Source organism: Symbiopectobacterium sp. Eva_TO, assembly GCF_053848865.1.
The window spans coordinates 3,474,324-3,494,158 of the sequence record NZ_JBSPEY010000004.1; the positions used below are offsets into that span (position 1 = coordinate 3,474,324).

At 48.7% G+C, this 19,835-nt stretch carries 22 protein-coding genes, 1 tRNA gene and 2 pseudogenes; 7 read left to right on the plus strand and 18 right to left on the minus strand.

The window, feature by feature from the left end:
- Positions 1 to 149: 149 nt before the first annotated feature.
- From ACWWJF_RS20500 to ACWWJF_RS20510, 3 genes are all read right to left on the minus strand, one after another.
- Positions 150 to 1,169 (minus strand): IS110 family RNA-guided transposase, encoded by a 1,020-nt coding sequence (locus ACWWJF_RS20500; protein ID WP_455869016.1) that lies wholly within the window; start codon positions 1,167 to 1,169, stop codon positions 150 to 152.
- 153 nt (positions 1,170 to 1,322) lie between these two features.
- Positions 1,323 to 2,075, minus strand: coding sequence for a Rha family transcriptional regulator (locus tag ACWWJF_RS20505; RefSeq protein WP_455870468.1), 753 nt, complete (start codon positions 2,073 to 2,075; stop codon positions 1,323 to 1,325).
- Between the two features lie 66 nt (positions 2,076 to 2,141).
- Positions 2,142 to 2,657, minus strand: a complete 516-nt coding sequence (locus ACWWJF_RS20510) for a hypothetical protein (RefSeq protein ID WP_455870469.1) — start codon at positions 2,655 to 2,657, stop codon at positions 2,142 to 2,144.
- Positions 2,658 to 2,926: 269 nt separating this feature from the next.
- Here ACWWJF_RS20510 and ACWWJF_RS20515 point away from each other — a divergent pair, with 269 nt between their 5' ends.
- Positions 2,927 to 3,349 (plus strand): DUF1640 domain-containing protein, encoded by a 423-nt coding sequence (locus ACWWJF_RS20515; protein WP_455870470.1) that lies wholly within the window; start codon positions 2,927 to 2,929, stop codon positions 3,347 to 3,349.
- 815 nt (positions 3,350 to 4,164) lie between these two features.
- Here ACWWJF_RS20515 and ACWWJF_RS20520 read toward each other — a convergent pair.
- The 4 genes from ACWWJF_RS20520 to ACWWJF_RS20535 all read right to left on the minus strand — a co-directional run bounded on the left by ACWWJF_RS20520 (position 4,165) and on the right by ACWWJF_RS20535 (position 8,706).
- Positions 4,165 to 4,734: a hypothetical protein gene (locus ACWWJF_RS20520; protein WP_455870471.1), complete on the minus strand. Its 570-nt coding sequence runs from the start codon at positions 4,732 to 4,734 to the stop codon at positions 4,165 to 4,167.
- 20 nt (positions 4,735 to 4,754) lie between these two features.
- Positions 4,755 to 7,139: a fimbria/pilus outer membrane usher protein gene (locus ACWWJF_RS20525; RefSeq protein WP_455870472.1), complete on the minus strand. Its 2,385-nt coding sequence runs from the start codon at positions 7,137 to 7,139 to the stop codon at positions 4,755 to 4,757.
- A 10-nt stretch (positions 7,140 to 7,149) separates the two neighbouring features.
- Positions 7,150 to 7,845, minus strand: a complete 696-nt coding sequence (locus ACWWJF_RS20530; protein WP_455870473.1) for a fimbria/pilus chaperone family protein — start codon at positions 7,843 to 7,845, stop codon at positions 7,150 to 7,152.
- Between the two features lie 99 nt (positions 7,846 to 7,944).
- Positions 7,945 to 8,706, minus strand: coding sequence for a hypothetical protein (locus ACWWJF_RS20535; RefSeq protein ID WP_455870474.1), 762 nt, complete (start codon positions 8,704 to 8,706; stop codon positions 7,945 to 7,947).
- Positions 8,707 to 9,175: 469 nt separating this feature from the next.
- Between ACWWJF_RS20535 and ACWWJF_RS20540 the strand changes: the two genes are divergently transcribed.
- The 4 genes from ACWWJF_RS20540 to ACWWJF_RS20555 all read left to right on the plus strand — a co-directional run bounded on the left by ACWWJF_RS20540 (position 9,176) and on the right by ACWWJF_RS20555 (position 12,256).
- On the plus strand, positions 9,176 to 10,099 hold the full coding sequence (locus ACWWJF_RS20540; protein ID WP_455870475.1) for an IS5 family transposase: 924 nt from the start codon (positions 9,176 to 9,178) through the stop codon (positions 10,097 to 10,099).
- 469 nt (positions 10,100 to 10,568) lie between these two features.
- A complete protein-coding gene (locus tag ACWWJF_RS20545; protein ID WP_455871186.1) occupies positions 10,569 to 10,955 on the plus strand; it encodes a coiled-coil domain-containing protein in 387 nt (128 codons plus the stop codon).
- 107 nt (positions 10,956 to 11,062) lie between these two features.
- Positions 11,063 to 12,103, plus strand: coding sequence for an IS481 family transposase (locus ACWWJF_RS20550; RefSeq protein ID WP_455868660.1), 1,041 nt, complete (start codon positions 11,063 to 11,065; stop codon positions 12,101 to 12,103).
- A gap of 75 nt (positions 12,104 to 12,178) precedes the next feature.
- Positions 12,179 to 12,256: transfer RNA gene (locus tag ACWWJF_RS20555), tRNA-Gly, on the plus strand.
- A 71-nt stretch (positions 12,257 to 12,327) separates the two neighbouring features.
- On the opposite strand, the gene ACWWJF_RS20560 is transcribed toward ACWWJF_RS20555, so the two are convergent.
- Positions 12,328 to 12,951: a lambda exonuclease family protein gene (locus ACWWJF_RS20560; RefSeq protein WP_455870476.1), complete on the minus strand. Its 624-nt coding sequence runs from the start codon at positions 12,949 to 12,951 to the stop codon at positions 12,328 to 12,330.
- Positions 12,935 to 13,411, minus strand: a pseudogene (locus ACWWJF_RS20565) (recombinase RecT); the annotation flags it as partial. The pseudogene ACWWJF_RS20565 and the gene ACWWJF_RS20560, both read right to left, overlap by 17 nt.
- Positions 13,412 to 13,482: 71 nt before the next feature.
- Between ACWWJF_RS20565 and ACWWJF_RS20570 the strand changes: the two are divergent.
- Positions 13,483 to 14,651 (plus strand): IS3 family transposase gene (locus ACWWJF_RS20570; protein ID WP_455868400.1). Its coding sequence is split into 2 segments (ribosomal slippage): positions 13,483 to 13,738 and positions 13,738 to 14,651, totalling 1,170 coding nucleotides; the frame shifts between segments, so codons are not numbered across the junction.
- Between the two features lie 7 nt (positions 14,652 to 14,658).
- Here the strand turns inward: ACWWJF_RS20570 and ACWWJF_RS20575 are convergent.
- From ACWWJF_RS20575 to ACWWJF_RS20615, 9 genes and pseudogenes are all read right to left on the minus strand, one after another.
- Positions 14,659 to 14,928, minus strand: a pseudogene (locus ACWWJF_RS20575) (recombinase RecT); the annotation flags it as partial.
- The gene (locus tag ACWWJF_RS20580) at positions 14,925 to 15,233 is read right to left on the minus strand and encodes a hypothetical protein (protein ID WP_455870477.1); all 309 of its coding nucleotides are present in this window, start codon (positions 15,231 to 15,233) and stop codon (positions 14,925 to 14,927) included. The pseudogene ACWWJF_RS20575 and the gene ACWWJF_RS20580, both read right to left, overlap by 4 nt.
- Before the next feature lie 108 nt (positions 15,234 to 15,341).
- The gene (locus ACWWJF_RS20585) at positions 15,342 to 15,470 is read right to left on the minus strand and encodes a protease FtsH-inhibitory lysogeny factor CIII (protein ID WP_222159407.1); all 129 of its coding nucleotides are present in this window, start codon (positions 15,468 to 15,470) and stop codon (positions 15,342 to 15,344) included.
- A gap of 145 nt (positions 15,471 to 15,615) precedes the next feature.
- Positions 15,616 to 15,852 (minus strand): hypothetical protein, encoded by a 237-nt coding sequence (locus tag ACWWJF_RS20590; protein ID WP_455870478.1) that lies wholly within the window; start codon positions 15,850 to 15,852, stop codon positions 15,616 to 15,618.
- The gene (locus tag ACWWJF_RS20595; RefSeq protein WP_455870479.1) at positions 15,849 to 16,052 is read right to left on the minus strand and encodes a hypothetical protein; all 204 of its coding nucleotides are present in this window, start codon (positions 16,050 to 16,052) and stop codon (positions 15,849 to 15,851) included. The genes ACWWJF_RS20590 and ACWWJF_RS20595 overlap by 4 nt, the downstream gene beginning before the upstream one ends.
- An 18-nt stretch (positions 16,053 to 16,070) precedes the next feature.
- Positions 16,071 to 16,490 carry a hypothetical protein gene (locus ACWWJF_RS20600; RefSeq protein WP_455870480.1) on the minus strand — a complete coding sequence of 140 codons (420 nt, stop codon included), beginning with the start codon at positions 16,488 to 16,490 and terminating at the stop codon, positions 16,071 to 16,073.
- Between the two features lie 31 nt (positions 16,491 to 16,521).
- Positions 16,522 to 17,690, minus strand: a protein-coding gene (locus ACWWJF_RS20605) for an IS3 family transposase (protein ID WP_455868400.1) whose coding sequence is annotated in 2 segments (ribosomal slippage) — positions 16,522 to 17,435 and positions 17,435 to 17,690 — 1,170 coding nt in all. Because the reading frame shifts where the segments join, the coding sequence is not laid out codon by codon here.
- Between the two features lie 197 nt (positions 17,691 to 17,887).
- Positions 17,888 to 18,259 (minus strand): antitermination protein, encoded by a 372-nt coding sequence (locus ACWWJF_RS20610; protein ID WP_455870481.1) that lies wholly within the window; start codon positions 18,257 to 18,259, stop codon positions 17,888 to 17,890.
- Positions 18,260 to 18,758: 499 nt separating this feature from the next.
- Positions 18,759 to 19,448: a helix-turn-helix domain-containing protein gene (locus tag ACWWJF_RS20615; RefSeq protein ID WP_455868446.1), complete on the minus strand. Its 690-nt coding sequence runs from the start codon at positions 19,446 to 19,448 to the stop codon at positions 18,759 to 18,761.
- 46 nt (positions 19,449 to 19,494) lie between these two features.
- Between ACWWJF_RS20615 and ACWWJF_RS20620 the strand changes: the two genes are divergently transcribed.
- Positions 19,495 to 19,722 carry a YdaS family helix-turn-helix protein gene (locus ACWWJF_RS20620; RefSeq protein WP_455868470.1) on the plus strand — a complete coding sequence of 76 codons (228 nt, stop codon included), beginning with the start codon at positions 19,495 to 19,497 and terminating at the stop codon, positions 19,720 to 19,722.
- The last annotated feature ends 113 nt before the right edge of the window (positions 19,723 to 19,835 follow it).

Here is a 19,835-nt window from a genome sequence, read left to right on the forward strand (position 1 = left end):
CGCCTCATTTCCTTAGCGAGCTTTAAGCTCAAAAAATCATTCAGGTTTAGCGAGTCCCGGTCTTACCTGTCTTTGTCATCACGCTGGCCACCAGAGCAACCTTTTTGCATTCACCCTTTTTAAGAGTAAATAGTTATCGGTATCAGTGATTAATAGGGCCTGATACTGACATGATTTTTATCGTACTTACGCTCATGGGCGGCTAGCGCCCACACAGTTCGCGCCAGCTTATTTGCCATCGCCACGATAGCCACACCGGTCGGACGCCGTTTTTTAAGTTCCGTTATCCATGGCCCAGGCTCTTTAGCAACTAACGAAGCGGCTCTTGCCCCATGGATAAACAGCGTTCGCAGATAGGTGTCACCACGTTTGCTTATCCCCAGCAGCCGAACTTTCCCCCCGGAACCCGTCTGCTTCGGCACCAGACCGACATAAGCAGCGAACTGTCTGCCGGATTTAAACGCTGAGGCTTCCCCCATGGTGGCAACTGCCGCTGTGGCGATTAACGGCCCCACGCCGGGAATTTCCATCAGCCGTTTACAGGTTTCGTTCTGCCGGGCCACGCTGTTAAGCTGTTTTTCAAGGCCATCTATCAGCATGTCCAGCTCATTCAGTCTGTTGTACTGGTCTTCCAGCACGGTGATGAGATACGGCGGCAGCTTCGTTTTCAGCCGCTCCAGTGCAGCCGGTAGCTCCCTGTCCATCGCTGCCCGACCTTTATGGATGGTTTCGCCAAACTCCAGTAATGTTCCGTGCAGCGCGTTAATCTGTGCAGTTCTGAACTTCACCTGTTGTCTGCGTGAACGGTGCAGAACCAGTACCGATTGCTGTTCTTCCGTTTTTACGGCTATCGCCTTGCCTGGCTGCTGTACCGCCATCCAGATAGCGCGGGCATCCATGACATCATTCTTGTTGCCCATGACGAACGCCTTGACGAACCGTCCCTGCATCAGCCGGACTTTATGCCCCAGCTTTTCCAGTTCCCGGGCCCAGTGCTGAGAGCCTCCACAGGCCTCCATGCCAATCAGGCAAGGCTCCCGGTTACTGAAGAACGTCAGAAAATCCTTGCTGCGCAGCTGCTTGTCCACCACTTCACCTGTGTGCTCATTGACGAAGTGAACCTGAATCAGATGCTTTGCGATATCAACGCCAACCGGTGTATATTTCATGCTGTGGAGTCTCCAGTCTGAGGGAGCTTTATGCATCCCGTATTGGGCACCATGATGCCGGAAATCTGCGAGGCTCCACACCTGCCGACTTCACTCTTTCAACCATCATTCTGCTCCGCGCTTAAAGAGGTGGGATGCGTTCATTACATTTCCTCATGCGACCTGAAGATATTTATCGTGGGTAAATTCACCGTTCCAGCCTTTCTTCATCGGAAGCTCGCCTTTCAAATAGTGGCGATACAGCCATTTGGCACCTTCTTTTAAAAGAATGACTTCATAGAATTGCTTCTTGCCTTTTTCGGTGTTAACGGTGACCGTTTTTTCGGTGAAATATTTATCGCGCGCATAAGCCTTTACACGCCATTCATAAGGCTTGTTTTCCTCTTTCTGTCCGTCGTAGAGGAAATTACGCTCTGCCAAGAACAGATTTACCCCCATAACATTCACACCATTAAGTTGCTTGCAGAACTGGACTGGCGTCATTCCTGTTTGGAATAAGTTTTGCAAGCAATGAATCTCTTCTTCTTGCTTTTTGTTAACCAATGCCAGACGTTGCTTTTCCTCTGCTAATTCGGCAGCGAGGCGCAGTGCATCGGGATATGTTTGCGGGATGGCGGGTTTCTTGGCTTGTTCTTCCAGTTCACGCCAGCGTTTGGCGACTTTATGGCGAAGCTCAATGCTGTACCCCATGACGAGTGTCATCGTTAGGTCTTGGTCAAGCAAAAACTCCTGATAGGTGCGTCCTTTGCTGTCTTTGTAATCGGCGGAAAAGTCCGCCGATTGAATATTGAGCGCCTCGAACATTTTGCGGCAATCAGCAAGAACGTCTTTATGCTGTTTTCCAGTTAGCTCCGCAATCTCGCGGCTGGACATGGTTAATGTTTGTGCAATAGTTAAATTTTGCATACAGATATACCTCGTTGGTTAAAACGATAATGGAACCCCGGCACGATACCGGGGCGGGATTAGTGGTTAGTGACGCTGTAGGAACTGGTTAACGTTCGCCTGTTGCCATTTTTCGAGTGCATGGGTCATCACGCCGTAATGCTGCTGCGTGCTCTCTTCAAGCATCCGCTGCATTTCAGCAAGCACGATAGCCTCATATTCACGATTGCGAAGGATGCGGCGCATGGTCTGCTTCTCAGCGTCGAAGATGGCACCTTTGAGCGTGTTGGTAATGCCGTAAATACGGCGGCACTCTTCGGCCAACAGGGGAAGTTGCCGGATTTCGAAGTGCTGAGGTGAGGGTACGCCCGTTACGCGGCGCAGGGCGTACCATATGGCGCTCCTCCATGCCCGGTCGAAGTGGAAGCCGTTCGCCATGCTCCAGACGAGGCGAGTCAGGCAATCAACATCATCATTGCTGAATAGTTCGGCTGCTTGGGGTTTGTATTGTGGATGCTCGTATTTGCCAGTCTTGCGGATTGAGGGAAGTACCTCACTTGTTACCCACTTGCGGAAGCTATCGGGCAAGGTGCCTTGCTTCACAGCGTCACGGCAACGTAGTACCAAGGGCTTTGTTGAATAAACAGATTTTATGCTGGCAGCCCAGTAAAACGATTGTTTCCAGCAACGTAAAATCATGCAGTTAAGCATCATGAGAAAACGGAATGCCTAAGGTGACAAGCATTTTCTGCCAAAAAGAGTATGGCAAAACAGCATGATTCCCTATTATTCAACAAAGCCGGCTAACGGGTAAAATTTTGCAGATTGGCGGTCAGATCGCTTACACTTGGCTTAACACAGGAGGATCCGCTATGGGCCAGGTTGCATTTGATACATTGCAGGCGTCAGAAGAGCTTGAGACTGCTGGCATCTCTAGAGAACAGGCCAGGGCGATTTCGCTCGTCGTACGTAAGTCTCACGAAGTGGCGGATGTCGCTACCAAGGCTGATATTGCCGAAGTGAAGCGCGATATCGCTGACGTTCGCAAAGAGATAGCCGATGTCCGCAAGGACCTATCCTCAGAGATAGCCGATGTCCGTAAAGATATGGAAGCTCGCTTCGAGAAGAACGAAGCTCAGATGCAGGCTCGCTTCGAGAAAACTGAAGCTCAGATAGCCGATGTCCGTAAGGATATGACTGCCGGTTTTGATAAACTTGGCATGCAGATGACCATCCGGCTCGGGCTAATGGTAGCTGCCGCCGTGAGCATCATTGCTGCCATTCTCAAAATGTGACGCCAGCCGCCCGGCGATGTTATTGATAATGAATTATCTTTTACCAAAGGCGCATTGGCTGGTATCAATGCATATCTGTATAATATATCTTAAAATTAACTCTATTGCTCATTAGTCAATTATGGTCGCATAAGCATTTTTACGAATTCATCTCGCATTTTTGGAGTGAGTTGATACCGGACGATACTGGTACCCATTTCCTCTAAGTCCAGAATAATATTGCCTTTTTTATCGTGATAAACCTCTAGGCTATAGATATGTGAGCACCAGTGTTCAATACTGGTTGGGGTAAGTAGCGTGTTATTGTAATACATAGTGTATGATTCCTTTCGTTGATATAATGGGTGCCTTTTTTACACAAGAAGGGGCTTTGTTGAATAAACAGATTTTATGCTACCAGCCCAGTAAAACGATTGTTTCCAGCAATGTAAAATCATGCAGTTAAGCATCATGAGAAAACGGAATGCCTGAGGTGATAAGCATTTTCTACCAAAATGGGCATAGTAAAACAGCACGATTTACTATTATTCAACAAGGCCACTTTGAGCCATATCGTTATACACATCTTTTGGCCATTTTTTGAACAGGATGCTCAGAACCCCGTGAATTAAGGCATTCAAGCCATCCCATTGGCTTTTTGAGGTTCAAAATGCCACTCTGAGATAAACCCGTAACTCATTGATTAAACAGTGCGTTAGAAAGATGTGTATAACGATATGACTTTGAGCCCGTGGTGACACGGGCGTTGATTATTTTCTTCGCAGTTGGTGAATGCGGCTCTCTGTAGTACTTTTAATAATCCTGTAGCAAGTATATCAAAAATAGTCCTCAATAAATCTGAATGTTACATTCTCTTCAAGCTGTGCTATCTCTCTGATGTCGCGCATGCTTGATAAATCTAGCGTTACTGTTATTTCCGCGGATAAATTCAAGAACTTATTATTTGCTTTGAGTAAGTGATTGTGCTGCCATATATCGGTATCTTCCTTCATATTAAATAGATTGGGAAATCCACCATCCATAATGACCTTGGTGCTCGTTGAATCTCCATCCAGAGTGAGTTTATCGAGTTTTATGTTTACTGACGGAGTTTTTGCCCAATAAGATGCCCCATTGCCGAAGCTGAATTTTAGCTCGATATCCCCACTTCTTTCTTTGTCGCAATTCACATTCACTGTCGCTCGCTTGCTTATCGTACTGTCATTCTCTAGCATGGCACGAGTTATATCGCCATAATCAAGTATCCGCGGTGACACATCGATATTGCAGAACCTTGTTTTGAACATGGGCTCCAGTCCTGAATCTCTTATTAATTGTGCGCATACAGGTCTCATAAAATTACTGGTGATTACCATTATAACAAATATGCGAATAATTATTTTCATTTTGCTTTCCTTTTATCTTTTTATCGGCAAACTGCCGGCACGGTTTCATACGGCTCGTCGTCTTTCGGTGGCTCGGGGCTTATTGCAAAGTCCAGTGTGCAACGCCGTCCGCTATCGTCCTCAATAATGAGGCCGTTGTGGGTATGCTGTTCGTCCAGATAGATATCGCTGTCGGTGCCGGTGATGCTTAGATAGTTCCCCTTACCGTCCAGTACCGCCATACCTTGCGGGAATGATTTGCCGTCAGGTTTTGTGACCTGCAGCAGGATTTTCCGATGCCTTTCGGCCTTCAGGCTGACACGACTGACGGCGCCCCGTCCGGCTTCAGTAATGCTCGCTGCATTACTTACCTCCACATTGCGTGGTAGTCCCTGTGTCACCAGCTCAACGCGTGAGCGGCTATAGGGGGTAACGGAAGGGACGGCAGCACGGCCACTGCCGTTAGTCCATATCGTACCGGAGGGCGTCTGTATCCGCGCATGGGGTAATCCTGGGACACTGACCACACCAAAGGTATCGTGTACGCTGTGTGGCGAGAAAAGCATGCCATGACCATCGTGCATGACGCTGCCGTTCATGCTGGCTGACCAGGAATGGCTGTCGTGACCGTTATAGCTGTAGTTGCCATAGAGGCGTGTATAGCGCGGCTGCAGGTTCAGTGAGCCGTTAAAGCCATAACGCCGATGGTCTGATGTCGAGGTGCCGACACTGTAGCCAAGGGTGTCATTAAGCTGCTGGCTGACACTGGCGGAAGCACGGGTATAACGTCCCTCTTTGCTGGCAGAAAAACTGGTATGAGCCTTACCTAGCGGTAGGCTGACATGCAGGTAATACATGTCGTCATCACGCTGCCCGCTGCGTGGTGACATACTGAGCGAGACGCTGGCAGGGCCGACATTTCGACTCCAGCTGATGCTGGGGTAATTGTCGGCTGTGTTATCAAACCGTTCACTGCGGGTCATGCCGAGAGAGAAAAAGCCCAGCATCTCATTGTTCCACCCCAAGCTGGCGCCATACATCCGTTTCTGCGCGCCGCGGCGTGAAGTATCAGGCTGAGGGCTATCTGTCAGATAGCGGAAACCCGGGGTATGAAACGCTGCACTGAGGGTGGCCGACAGGTTACCCCCTAACGCCATGTTGTGCCCCGCCTGGGTAATGGTGCCCTGCGTGCCAGTGCGTGCATCCCGTGCCGCCATGAAGCGGAAATAGGTCGATGAGTCTTTCCACAGACTAGTCTCGGCATTGAGGCCGACAGACGTGTAGCGCTGAGCCGCCATCAAGCCAGTGGTCATATTGGTGTTTAACGCTTTTACCGGAAAAGTGGCGGTGGCGGTAACGAAGCCATTGCTTTTCAGTTCATTGGCACCCCGTCCAGTCTCACGGGGTTGGCCGATAGCCGCTGTCCAGCCCTGTTGTACAGGAACGAAATTCGAGCTGAATGACGCTGCGGGGACGATAAAGCGCCGTTGTCCACCGCTGTTTTCAATGACCGAAACCTCCAGGTCCTGCGAGGCGTTGTTCAGCGGCAGGTTATCTAACACAAAGGGGCCTGCGGGCACCAGTGTCGAGTATATCAGCGCGCCGCCTTGACGGACCTCGACCCGTGCGGCTGAGGGGGCAATGCCGGTGACGCGCACGCCATTATCGGTTTTGAGTAATGCGCTTTCCGGCCTGACTTGAAGCCCGTTAAACGCCGGGGCGGAAAACAGCGGGCTGTTGAGCGTGAGTTGTCCCGCCTGTAAGGTTGATTTAACGGCCGGAAACGTTCGTTGCACCCAAGCGCTCTGGTGGTGAAATCGTGCTTTATCGCCGTGACCGGAGTAAGAGTCATAGCTGCGCACTATCCAGTTATCCGCATTAAAGCCGCTTTCGGTATGGCCATAAAACGTCTGTGACCGACTATAGCGACTGTGATTACCGGTGGCATAGAGGTTGTAGTTAAGCAGTGCCGCGCTCCCGCCACTGACGTACACCGCTTTCGGGGCGCTGTTATCAATGAGCTGTGGAGGCACCAATAGCTCAACACGCTGACGGCCAGGCTGCAGTTTGACTTCAGTCCCTGTGGGCAGAGCAGGGCAGGCACCCTGTTGTGCCTGCGCTGGTCCCTCAGATTGTTTCGTGAGGATGCCTGCCGCCTTCAGAAAGTTGGCGTCGGCACATAAGGCGCCCTGGTCGTTGAAGGTCGCAGAGACGGTGCCGCGCGGCGTGCCGTTGACCACCAGAGTGAGGTGGTTGATACCCGGTGGAAATCGGGAGGCAGTCTGAAAATAGGTGGCCACCGAAACAGGAATGCCACGTGCGCGCAAAATATCGGTATCAAACATCGCCAGGGATTGTGCCAGCCCCTCTGGCGGACATAAGGCCAGGGCCAATGCAAGTCGGCTGGGGGTAAGATGTCGTTTCATGCCAGGCCCCTTATGATGCCGTGACCGGCAGTTCAACCGGGTCCAGCATATAGCTGTACAGCGATGCCGGCGTGAGCTTGACGCCGGTGACTGACGCTTTCGCCGGCAGACTGACGGACAGGGTTTTACCGGGCAAGAGATAACTGCCGGGCAGGCTGAGCGTTCGCTGAGAAGGTAATAAGGTCAGCCCCGGATGAAAGCGCACCACATAGGGGGAAGGGTTATGCACCGTCAACGTGTTGTTATCCACTTTCCACTGCAGATGTTTCCAGGGGGCATAATCACGCTTGAGGCCTTTGGGACGCACAATAACGGGAATATTCTGGGCAATATTGATACTGATACTATTGCCGACTTTCTCCCCTTTGGGTGGAATGCCTTCAAATGTTACCCTGGCCATACGTTCAGTTTTCAGATTGGCGGTATTTTTCAGTAGAAAGCGCACAATCTGGGTATCATCTGGCTCGATACGCGAGACAGGAGGCGTAATGGTCACCAGTTTTTCCGGGTCTTCCGGCAGAGGCTCAAGTGTGGTGAGCATTATTAAAGGCGAAGAAGACTCATTTTTGACTGGGAAGGCATTTTCTCCTGCATCCGCTTCAATAATGACTGAGGAAGTATGGAGTTTAAGATGACCCGCCACTGCGAGGAGTGGCGTAAATGCTATTATTATAAAAGACAGCATGATGCCATGTTTATTTTTCATTGTGGGATTCCTGCGTTATCAAAGTAAAATTTATATTTTGTCTTTTCAAATAAGGCAGCAAGCTCTTGCTGCCTTATTATTAATAATTAGCAGATTGTATTAAATGTAGAAAATAGTGAAGGTACTTGAACCTTCAAAGGTAATTTCGTCTGTCAAGTCTCTTTTTGTTGCATCATAATAAAAATACGGTTTTGGTATGACATCAACAGTAAAGGTTTTTGCTTTATCTGTGAGTCCTGGAGTCCCACTTTTAGAAGTATATGTCCAATATTTAGATAAATCAGAGCTTCCTATAAGGCGTCTTTTTATCCAGTCAAGTGTGCTGGTTTTGGCGTCATTAAGTGTGATGCCGGTTGACGTGTATGTATGTGTGCCAGTATCATCTGTACTAGTTGCATTGTTAAACTCAAAAAAATATCCTCCAATTTTAGTGCCTGATTTGAGTCCTGATAATGGTTTAAAGCCAAATGAATTGGACAGGTCCTGTCCCTCTATATCTGTACCAATAAGATTCCAGGGTGCAAAACTTCTGTAATTATCGGTAACTTTAAATCCTGCAGAAGCCAAGCTATCACAGGTGATAGTTAATGTGGCTTTTTTTTCGTTAGGGTATACAGCTACGTCTTTATTCAATTTTCGTCCAAGAAAAGTCGAGCCACTTATTTTTGTCTCATGCGCTTCTGTAAAAACGTTACCTAAATCAATGACTGGATTATCAAAAGATACGTGGCAAGTGGTTGGAAGATATTTTCCCTTGATGGTTAAATTAGCATTATCTCCAGCCAATGCATTAAAAGAAGATAATGTCAAACTCAGCAAGGAAACAGTAGTCAGTATTTCTTTATAACTATTAACTCTCATTTTATCACCTTGTAATTAAACCTGTATTGATTACAGCATTAGCCCAGAGAAACTCATCCAGATGTTCTGGATGTCATCATTATCGGATAACAAATGCTGCACATTAATAATGTGTTTATGTATGCGTAAATAGTTCGTTATTACCTCCTTGCATGCCAAGTTAACATTCACAATAAGCAAAATGCCTAAATGGTTCAGCTCTAATAGAACCTTGCATTTGCTGAAAGGAACTTACTCAACCCAAACAAAAAGGTAAATAAAATAAATTCGATCATTTCGATCGGATTTATTGATCTTTGTTTTTTTGTTTTTTATCAAAAATATATCATTCAAGGCGAGTGTATAAATTTAAAACATAACGAATAATCTTAATTCGTATCAATATAGTAAAGTGGGCTTTGTTGAATAAATAGAAAGTTTGGGTAATCATCGGATCAGATCACCATAGTTGTTTCAACATCAGGTCTCCATGGCAAAACAAAATTTTAAAATCACTAACTGGCCCTCCTATAACAAGGCCCTCAAGCAGCGCGGTTCTCTAACCGTATGGCTAGATGAATCAGCCATTGCTGCATGGACGGAAAAAACGACTACTGAACGGCGTGGACGACCGCTCCACTACTCAGATATGGCCATCACCACAGTCCTGATGATGAAACGCGTGTTTGGCCTTTCATTGAGGGCTTTACAGGGTTTTGTTGACTCGATTTTTAAACTGACTAAATTGTCGCTGCATTGTCCAGACTATTCGCTGCTCAGCAAGCGAGCAAAGACAGTGAACATCAGCATAAAAACGCCAACCCGTGGTGAAATCTCACATCTGGTCATTGATGGAACCGGCCTGAAGGTCTTTGGCGAAGGCGAATGGAAAGTCCGGCAGCATGGTGCCGACAGACGCAGGGTGTGGCATAAGCTGCATCTGGCAGTAGACAGTGCGACGCATGAGATTATCTGTGCGGATTTGTCGCTCAGTGGTACGACTGATGCCCAGGCTCTACCGGCACTGATAAACCAGACCCACCGGAAAATCAGAGAGGCATCGGCTGACGGCGTTTACGATACAGGTTACTGCCATGATGCTCTGCTGAGGAAGAAAATAAGGCCGCTTATCCCGCCGCGAAGGGGGGCGCAATATTGGCCGGACCACTACCAGGAGCGTAACCACGCTGTTGCAAATCAGCGCCTGAGCGGCAGCAACGATACCTGGAAAAAGAAAGTGGGCTATCACCGACGCTCAGTGGCTGAAACGGCCATGTTCCGGTTCAAAACGCTTCTGGGTGGTCATCTAAGTCTGCGTGACTACGATGCTCAGGTGGGTGAAGCCATGGCGATGGTCAAAGCGCTTAACCGGATCACGCTATTAGGAATGCCGAACAGTATTCGCATCACGTAACAATCGACCCGATGGGGCACAGTCGTTACAAGTTCTGATTTATTCAACAAAGCCAGTAAAGTGATGAAACGGTAAAAGATAAAATCTGTAATTTTGAGAAAAATAGGTCTTATTAATCGTGTATTACATGATTGGAAATGCATTGATTGCGCTGGATATTAACTTATGCTCAAAGCATTATTTGATATACAACTGTAAATATATTATCTCACTGATATTACTTTAGTAAAAGCAGACGGCCACTGAGATTCGGTTGCCTTTCCCTGCGCCACGGCGGCACGGTGTAAATCACTCAGGCAGTAACGTCCGAAAGCATCCTGACGGACGACGGTATTTTCAATGACAACTAAGTTAGACATAACGATTTCTCCATAATTAAACGGATGTGGTTATCAGAGGGCTAACTTGTAAAATTTTGCAGATTGGCGGTCAGATCGCTTACACTTGGCTTAACACAGGAGGATCCGCTATGGGCCAGGTTGTATTTGATACTCAAGAGTTCGTAGAAACGCTAGAAAACGCCGGGTTGCCCAAAGACCAGGCCAAGGCGATATCTCTTGTTGTGCGAAAATCACACGAAGTAGCAGATCTTGCTACAAAGCGCGATCTCGACGATGTGCGCAAAGACCTGTCTGCTGATATTGCCGAGGTGAAGCGTGAGATAGCAGATGTGCGTAAGGACCTGTCCGCAGAAATTGGCAACGTGCGCAAGGATATGGAAATCGTCCGCAGGGATTTACAGCTTGAAATGGCGGGTATTCGCGCTGAGCAGAAGTTAATGTGCTGGATGCTGAGCGCTGGAATTTTGGGTATTCTCTCTCTGGTTGTGAAAGCATTTCTCGTTACGGCTCTTTAATCAATTGTATTAGTCGCGACTTGATCTGACACTGGACCTTGAAAGGTTGAGAGTTACCGGTTTTGATATGGGTGTTGAATCCTTATACAAAACACGAGGTAACTCTCATGCTTCATACTAACAATCCCATCATCAAACACAAAGCCGGCCTGCTCAATCTCGCCGAAGAACTCGGTAACGTATCAAAAGCCTGTAAAATCATGGGGGTGTCACGCGACACGTTTTATCGCTATCAGGAACTGGCGGCAGAAGGCGGCATTGACGCTCTGGTTAACCAAAACCGCCGGGTTCCCAACCTGAAAAACCGTGCTGATGAAGCCACTGAACGTGCGGTTGTTGATTACGCCATTGAGTTCCCGGCTCATGGCCAGCACCGGACCAGTAATGAGCTGCGTAAAAAAGGCGTCTTCATTTCTGGCAGCGGTGTGCGCTCCATTTGGCAACGACACGATCTGGAAAACTTTCGTAAGCGCCTGAAGGCACTTGAGGAAAAAGTTGCCAGAGAAGGCATCGTACTTACTGATGCTCAAATCGCTGCACTGGAGAAGAAGGCGCACGACGACGAAGCCTGTGGTGAAATAGAGACTGCTCACCCGGGTTATCTGGGGTCGCAGGACACCTTCTACGTGGGTAATCTGAAAGGTGTTGGCCGTATCTACCAGCAGACGTTCGTGGATACGTACTCGAAAGTGGCGCACTGCAAGCTTTACACGAGTAAAGCACCGATCTCTGCCGCCGACCTGCTCAATGATCGCGTGCTGCCGTTCTACGAAGCTCAGGGGCTGCCAATGCTAAGAATACTGACGGACAGGGGGACGGAGTACTGCGGTAAAGTGGAACAACATGACTATCAGCTGTACTTGGCTATCAACGATATAGACCATACGAAAACGAAAGCGATGTCTCCGCAGACAAACGGTATCTGCGAGCGCTTCCATAAAACTATTTTGCAGGATTTTTATCAGGTTGCGTTCCGTAAGACGTTATACGAGGACCTAGAAAGTCTACAAAAGGATCTGGACAACTGGTTGTGGCATTACAATAATGAGCGAACTCATCAGGGTAAAATGTGCTGCGGGCGTACGCCAATGGCCACGTTACTTGATGGTAAACGAGTCTGGGCAGAAAAAAATTTGAACCAGATTTAATCTGACAGACACCTGTATAAATAACCGGTAACTGTCAGATCAGGTCTGAGCTAATACAAATCAATTCTGCCACTTGGGTCGGTAGCTCAGTGTGGAAGAGCGTACGTGTTCCCCAACCGTAAGATGCGGGTTCGATTCCTGCTCGACCCTCCAGCTTTCAGCAACTCCGTTCCCGCGTCAGGCGACTCACCTGTTTGCACAGCCGCCCGACGACGTGCATGTACTCATGCGGCTACCTTGGCTAAATGTCTAATAGCCTCAAGTTCTCTTTCAAGTTCAGCCAGGAACTGCGTTAAAGCCTCTTCTATTTCAGCAATCCGTTTATCGTCCTGATGAATTCTCAACTGGTAATAGACAAGGTCTGGCGGTAGCCTATCGTCATAGCTGACAAAATCACACCATTTCCTGCCCGTACACATCATTTGCGCATGCATCTGTAGGATGTATTGCTGTTTTGGTTTGCCTGTCTTAATGGTCTCTAAATGCGTCCATGTGTTGGGGCATTTTATTTCTATCAGGCCATCATTTCCGACCAAGCCATCAGGCGACGCACCAAATCCTACGATCTCTGGATGGGGAATAAATCCCACTTCTGTAACTTCTGCGTCAAACTGGTTAAGCAGGTACATCTCCCGCGCTACCGGTTCAAGTTCAGTGCCACGCTGCATGGCGGCGTTTGAGTAACTTTCTTCGATCTTTCCGGTCAGGCGCTGGCAGATAAGCTCTGCCATATAGTTCTGGCGGCTGGCGGAATAGCCCGATTTGTTTTTTGCCATCACGTCAGATAAGCGACTGGCGGTCACGTTACCGCAACGGGCGGCAAACCATTCATCACTCCGCTGTTGCATGATCCACCTCACTATATTCTGCGTCGACGGGAATGCTTTTCTTGATGCGCTCCTTCTCTGCATTGCCGATAATCTGGCGCTCTTCCTGCGTGAGGCTCTTCCATGTTTCAGCGAAGACTTCCATGCTAATCTGAGCCGCCTCTTCGCACCTGGCAATGAGTGCAGGGCGGCGCTCATCCGTCTCTTGTCCAGCAACAACACTTGCTGGCGTGCTTTCTATAATCCGTTCCGCTTCGTCACTGTCGTAAATGCCCGCGAAGCCAAATGCCATGCGTGCACACTGAATAAGTGACTTGTGGCGCAGCATACGGGTGGGGTGTGATTGCCACGGCTGGGTATTGCGCTTACACTCGCCCATGTATTCGGTAACTACAGTAGGGTGTTTGCGATCTTTGCGGTAAATCCTGCAAGTCGATGCGCCCTCGTCCTTATCGTAGCTGAATTCCATTCCGTCGAACTGTAGTGGCACACTGATACTGGCCACCTGATCGGAGGTGATATGCTCACCTCATCAACACGACAGGTGACCTCATGGGTAAACATTTTACGGCGGAATTTAAGCTCGAAGCCGCAAAGCTGGTTGTCGACCACGGCTACACATACGTTAAGGCCGCAGAGGCGGTTAATGTCAGCCATTCTGCCATTAGTCGCTGGGTCAATAAGCTTCGCCTTGAACGACAGGGAAAAACGCCAACGGGACTTCCTCTTACCCCTGAACAGCTCGAGCTGCGTGAGATGAAGAAAAAAGTCCAATGCCTTGAAATGGAGAACGAAATCCTAAAAAAGGCTACGGCGCTCTTAATGTCGGACTCACTCAACGGTTCACGGTAGTCGACAGGCTGAGGGCGCGATACCCGGTCACGGCGTTGTGCCAAACTTTTGAGGTACATCGCAGCAGCTACAGGCACTGGCAGGCTTCCGCTAATGAACCCGACGGTGAGCGCGTGGTTAAGTGTAGTCGCGTCATGGAAGCCTGGAACGCCAGCGGCGGCTCTGCCGGCGCTCGAAGTATCGCGACCATCGTCACCGGCAGCTCCGGTGTCAAAATGGGGCGCTGGCTGGCTGGCAAGCTGATGAAGGAGCTGGGTATCGCCAGCTGCCAGCGACCGGCTCACAAATACAAACGCGGCGGCAATGAACACGTTGAAATACCGAACTATCTCAACCGCCAGTTCGCGGTTACCGCGCCGGATCAGGTCTGGTGCGGCGATGTGACCTACATCTGGACGGGCAAATGCTGGGCTTACCTTGCGGTGGTGCTAGACCTGTTCGCCCGCAAACCGGTGGGCTGGGCCATGTCGACGTCGCCGGACTCGGCGCTGACAGTTAAAGCGTTGCAGATGGCCTGGGAACTCCGGGGACAACCAACAGGAGTCATGTTCCACAGCGACCAGGGCAGCCACTATACCAGCCGTCAATACCGGCAAGCCCTGTGGCGCTGCCGGATAAAGCAGAGTATGAGTCGGCGGGGTAACTGCTGGGATAATGCGCCAATGGAGCGGTTCTTCCGCAGCCTGAAGACAGAATGGGTGCCGACAAAGGGTTACAACAGCTTCAGCGAAGCCCAGGACGCGATTATCCGCTACATCACGGGGTATTACAGCGCTATCCGGCCTCACTGGTATAACGGCGGCTTAACTCCAAACGAATCTGAGCGACTGTTCTACATACAGTCTAATGCGGTGGCCAATATTAGTTGACCACTACAAACTGAGGATGTTCGTTAATGATCCGCGCCCATCCATCGACACCAACAACCGGGACAATCCCGCCCTTATCAGGGAATGCGTAAATCTCTTTCGTCCACGGGTTAAGCCCGTACTGGTTGGCAACGATAAGTAGGGCGGTAAATTGCTCGTCCGTGACGTTACCCCCCTTGAACGCCGTATTCTTAAGGGTATCCATCAAATCTGTATCCTGCTCCATACCGAGACGCTCAGCCAGTTTTCCAGCCATTGTTGCTAATGCTGTGCTCATGCTGCATCCTCCGTGCTGTTCTGCCTGTCATAAATCCAAAAAGCCCGCTCCACCTTCACGCGGTGAAATATGGCGTCGAATACTCGCTGACTCTCGGCTTCCTGATAATCAACGTCGCTATCTTCCATGTACTCACAGGCTTGCTCTGTGTAAGCATCAGGCCAGTGCTTTCTGAGCGGATCACGAAACCGTTCGATAGACTTCTCCGCCAATTGCTCAGCCTCTGCGTAACAGTCCTCAATTACCTCATCCGGCATATCTTCCATGATTTTTCGAATTGCTGATAACTTGTTTAGGCTAAGCATGTTTCGCCCTCCGCAATAATTTCATAGCTGAAATCCATTTCTCTTTGTTTGCGTAAAGAACGGCTTCCCGGCAGAGTTCTTGTGCTTTGATAAAATACGGATTAGATTTCACGGCTCACCTCGTTGGTTTAACGTGTCTTTAAGCCATTTAGCAGCGGCTTTAATGATGTTAATAATTCGGTCTAACTGTGTTTCCGAGCGGCCAGCAATAGGCCACCCTGCAAAGGCATATTGCATGGCGTTCTCCGTTTAACTATTTGGATTGATGTATAATTTTGCCGACGAATATCGGCGCGGGTATAAAGAGGCAGTTCAGTGTTATCTATTATCAGTGTGATGTTGATTGCGGCGATAAGCGGATGATGGGAATGCTGAAAGTGTTTCAGTCATAGATACCCGTTAATTTTTTCACCTGCTTTTTGAGCCACTTATTTTCCTCCACCAGAAATGCGATGGTTGATTTGTATACCCTTGTCTCATGGTCGTCATATGGGTGAGTATTTATGCTCATCAAATAACGTGAATCATTAATATTATTGCTGCCGTTGGTGACAGCGACCATGTTACCGAAATCAGGATGATTGAAGGTCGTGATATGAGGTTTATTAAGTTGCATCATTCAATTCTCCGTTGGCTATCAAAATATTTTCGCTTCTCCCAATCTTCCCGACATTCTTTGCAGCAGAAATTACCCTCGGTTGGCTCTTCGCAATTATAGCAACGTCCGTTAACGGGTAATTGCTGCTGCGGATAATGGGTGATCAGGTGTTGGCGAAAGACTTCTTCGTTTTGGCTGGCTACATCGACATCATCTGCCATAACGCTATTTAATGCTCCTCAATCATTTAATAATTTCCGGGTATTGTCCGTGAGTTGTGCTTGATATTTCTCAACCATCCTCGCGGCATAAGCAAGTGCGTCCTCACGGTCCGAGAAGTCGCCGATGGCCTGTAGCAAGCCGTCACTGCCACGGATGTAAACGATAAAGAAATCAGGATTATCATTTTCTTGCATTATATCGCCGTAGTCGTCATAGGTTGCGCCCGACAGGATGATTTCAGTCACAATAGTCCCCGGTGCTATCAGGTGGTCGAATTCGTCAATGAGCTTTTGCATGGTGGTCTCCGTGTTAAGTGCCTGCTTTGGTGACCCTCTCAGGCGGCGAGGGTTCTCGTGTACCCCTACACGGAAATTAGCGCCTTTGGGACTTGTAAAACCAGTAACTGGACTTTGTAAAGATTCTGAATTGTTCCACAAATGAAGAAGTGTCAATTAGGTAATGTAGTGGTCAACTAATATTGGCCACCGCATTAGACTGTATGTAGAACAGTCGCTCAGATTCGTTTGGAGTTAAGCCGCCGTTATACCAGTGAGGCCGGATAGCGCTGTAATACCCCGTGATGTAGCGGATAATCGCGTCCTGGGCTTCGCTGAAGCTGTTGTAACCCTTTGTCGGCACCCATTCTGTCTTCAGGCTGCGGAAGAACCGCTCCATTGGCGCATTATCCCAGCAGTTACCCCGCCGACTCATACTCTGCTTTATCCGGCAGCGCCACAGGGCTTGCCGGTATTGACGGCTGGTATAGTGGCTGCCCTGGTCGCTGTGGAACATGACTCCTGTTGGTTGTCCCCGGAGTTCCCAGGCCATCTGCAACGCTTTAACTGTCAGCGCCGAGTCCGGCGACGTCGACATGGCCCAGCCCACCGGTTTGCGGGCGAACAGATCTAGCACCACCGCAAGGTAAGCCCAGCATTTGCCCGTCCAGATGTAGGTCACATCGCCGCACCAGACCTGATCCGGCGCGGTAACCGCGAACTGGCGGTTGAGATAGTTCGGTATTTCAACGTGTTCATTGCCGCCGCGTTTGTATTTGTGAGCCGGTCGCTGGCAGCTGGCGATACCCAGCTCCTTCATCAGCTTGCCAGCCAGCCAGCGCCCCATTTTGACACCGGAGCTGCCGGTGACGATGGTCGCGATACTTCGAGCGCCGGCAGAGCCGCCGCTGGCGTTCCAGGCTTCCATGACGCGGCTACACTTAACCACGCGCTCACCGTCGGGTTCATTAGCGGAAGCCTGCCAGTGCCTGTAGCTGCTGCGATGTACCTCAAAAGTTTGGCACAACGCCGTGACCGGGTATCGCGCCCTCAGCCTGTCGACTACCGTGAACCGTTGAGTGAGTCCGACATTAAGAGCGCCGTAGCCTTTTTTAGGATTTCGTTCTCCATTTCAAGGCATTGGACTTTTTTCTTCATCTCACGCAGCTCGAGCTGTTCAGGGGTAAGAGGAAGTCCCGTTGGCGTTTTTCCCTGTCGTTCAAGGCGAAGCTTATTGACCCAGCGACTAATGGCAGAATGGCTGACATTAACCGCCTCTGCGGCCTTAACGTATGTGTAGCCGTGGTCGACAACCAGCTTTGCGGCTTCGAGCTTAAATTCCGCCGTAAAATGTTTACCCATGAGGTCACCTGTCGTGTTGATGAGGTGAGCATATCACCTCCGATCAGGTGGCCAGTATCAGTGTGCCACTACACTGCTCAAGTCATAACTACCCCTGCTTTGTGGTGCTGTTGTACTGGGCATTGAAATTTTTACATCTCAGATACCCCGCCTGAAATAAAGCCACATTCTCCAAGCAGCACGACCCAGCCTCAAATTTAATGAACGAGCCGTGATGTATACGTCTGCCTTGCTCTGGCGGTAATGCCATACTCCGTTTTCGGTTTGCTGTACCAGATGCGATGGTTAAGACGTCTGGTAATATCGTACTTTTCAGCGAAACGGTTAATTTGCTCTCTGAACTTGTCCAGTAAGCCGAAATTAATCCGTGGTGCACGTTTGCGCTTGAAGGCCAATTCGATTCGGTTAAGCGCTTTGCGTTTTTCTGGCTTCTGCCCCAATGCCTTGTCGATACGGGATGTCACCAGTTCACGGCGGATGGCTTCTGCCTTGCGTCTGGCATGACGTCGAATAGCGGCGTTGGTTTTGTTAACAGGGTTAACGGATTTACGGTAAATGATAGTAGCCATATTGCCTCCAACAGATGGTTTTGGTGGTGTGGTGAACGGGTATAGTCCTGGTGTTGGTTATAATTTTATTCAGCCCACTACACCCCAAAAACATCTGGGCAAAGGTTCGGCACGTTGTCGGTGCCTTCCGTAGAGCTCGAACTCATTTCGTCGGCTCGTTGTAAAGATCATGAGACCGTGTGTCTCAATGCCGCAATAATGCCAATAGGATTTAATAAAGTCAATACCATTGGGTATAAATTTGCTTTTCTAGGCATAACTATTTAAATCTAAATGTGATTTTTTTGTCTTATTAAGTGTCTGAAAGGTTTTTTTGTTACAAGGGTTGATATTTACAAAAGAAAAGAAGAGTATTGGTTGGTGCTGTAATTATGTACAGTTTTTTGGGTTTGGAGATGCCAGGGATTGGGAGATAAGGAATGTCACTTGGATATGTAAGGGTAGGTCCTGGAGATTACCGCCGACGATCCGCTGCAATTTGGATTGGTAGCGCGAAAGCTTATCGTTTCAGGTTTTTGCCTATGTATACTATAACTCCGATGATACTTGCTAAATCACCGACTGCTATCAATGGAATCCGCTGGTCGGCAGACATCAAAAAACCATTATCGCCTCCTGCAACAAACTTATACACAGACTCAGAATTGTGAACTTTGGCATATACGTAGTCGTTATAACCAGGTGTTTCGGTGCTATCGACAATTATAGTGGACCCCTCACTCATTTCACTGAAACCTGTCGAACGCCGCAAAACATATGCCTTGCAATTTTCGGATGCTACTTCACGAGGAGCGATAGCATAATCTGATGTTTTAACTACCCCTTCCCAAATAGGAATGAGGGAAACTCTAGCATAGTGATCTTTTTGCTCAGGAGTGTCATATTCTGTAGCTTCATCCTTTAGCATGGGGCCGGAGTTCAAGGCAAGCCATTCTGGACGAACATTCAAAGCCATTGCAATTTCAACAACGTAGCCAGAGTTTTTAGTTTTTCCATCTAATATTTTCCATATAGTTGGTTGAGCTAAGCCGGCTGCTTCGGCTAGCTTCCCCTGTGACATGCCTCGCTTATTCATAGCGAGCTTCAGTCTTTCTGAGAGTGTTGAGTGTGCGCTGTTCATGGTTGAAAACATATAACTCTGGGTATCGCCAGTCAAATGCCCAAAGGCATTGATTTTTTCTAGACTCATAGTTATTATGTTTTTGGTTTAAATCTTAAGGGTATATTTATCTATGGTGAACACGGCGATCCAAAAAGCTATCCAAGCTTTAGGCAGCCAGCAAAAACTGGCTTCGGCGGTTGGAATTAAGCAGCCAAATGTTTGGTGCTGGTTGCACAATAAAAAAAGAGTATCACCAGAGAATGTTAACGCTATCGTTGAGGCGACTGGTGGCCTAGTTAAGGCGTACGAAATTCGACCTGATTTACCTCAACTGTTCCCCCGCCCGGAACAGAACGCTTAACCAGCAGTACCGCTCTTTACAACGGACACTCGTCCTACGGAAGCCACCGACAACGTGGCGAACGCAACATCCCACAGTAACAAACTCACTGTGACTGCCTCACGGCTTCGTCA

What these genes read in the sequence shown, in the direction of transcription:
- ACWWJF_RS20500 (WP_455869016.1), bottom strand. Translation starts at nt 1,169, where the DNA reads ATGAAATATACACCGGTTGGCGTTGATATCGCAAAGCATCTGATTCAG.
- ACWWJF_RS20505 (WP_455870468.1), bottom strand. Translation starts at nt 2,075, where the DNA reads ATGCAAAATTTAACTATTGCACAAACATTAACCATGTCCAGCCGCGAG.
- ACWWJF_RS20515 (WP_455870470.1), top strand. Translation starts at nt 2,927, where the DNA reads ATGGGCCAGGTTGCATTTGATACATTGCAGGCGTCAGAAGAGCTTGAG.
- ACWWJF_RS20520 (WP_455870471.1), bottom strand. Translation starts at nt 4,734, where the DNA reads ATGAAAATAATTATTCGCATATTTGTTATAATGGTAATCACCAGTAAT.
- ACWWJF_RS20525 (WP_455870472.1), bottom strand. Translation starts at nt 7,139, where the DNA reads ATGAAACGACATCTTACCCCCAGCCGACTTGCATTGGCCCTGGCCTTA.
- ACWWJF_RS20530 (WP_455870473.1), bottom strand. Translation starts at nt 7,845, where the DNA reads ATGAAAAATAAACATGGCATCATGCTGTCTTTTATAATAATAGCATTT.
- ACWWJF_RS20535 (WP_455870474.1), bottom strand. Translation starts at nt 8,706, where the DNA reads ATGAGAGTTAATAGTTATAAAGAAATACTGACTACTGTTTCCTTGCTG.
- ACWWJF_RS20540 (WP_455870475.1), top strand. Translation starts at nt 9,176, where the DNA reads ATGGCAAAACAAAATTTTAAAATCACTAACTGGCCCTCCTATAACAAG.
- ACWWJF_RS20545 (WP_455871186.1), top strand. Translation starts at nt 10,569, where the DNA reads ATGGGCCAGGTTGTATTTGATACTCAAGAGTTCGTAGAAACGCTAGAA.
- ACWWJF_RS20550 (WP_455868660.1), top strand. Translation starts at nt 11,063, where the DNA reads ATGCTTCATACTAACAATCCCATCATCAAACACAAAGCCGGCCTGCTC.
- ACWWJF_RS20560 (WP_455870476.1), bottom strand. Translation starts at nt 12,951, where the DNA reads ATGCAACAGCGGAGTGATGAATGGTTTGCCGCCCGTTGCGGTAACGTG.
- ACWWJF_RS20580 (WP_455870477.1), bottom strand. Translation starts at nt 15,233, where the DNA reads ATGCTTAGCCTAAACAAGTTATCAGCAATTCGAAAAATCATGGAAGAT.
- ACWWJF_RS20585 (WP_222159407.1), bottom strand. Translation starts at nt 15,470, where the DNA reads ATGCAATATGCCTTTGCAGGGTGGCCTATTGCTGGCCGCTCGGAAACA.
- ACWWJF_RS20590 (WP_455870478.1), bottom strand. Translation starts at nt 15,852, where the DNA reads ATGATGCAACTTAATAAACCTCATATCACGACCTTCAATCATCCTGAT.
- ACWWJF_RS20595 (WP_455870479.1), bottom strand. Translation starts at nt 16,052, where the DNA reads ATGGCAGATGATGTCGATGTAGCCAGCCAAAACGAAGAAGTCTTTCGC.
- ACWWJF_RS20610 (WP_455870481.1), bottom strand. Translation starts at nt 18,259, where the DNA reads ATGGCTACTATCATTTACCGTAAATCCGTTAACCCTGTTAACAAAACC.
- ACWWJF_RS20615 (WP_455868446.1), bottom strand. Translation starts at nt 19,448, where the DNA reads ATGAGTCTAGAAAAAATCAATGCCTTTGGGCATTTGACTGGCGATACC.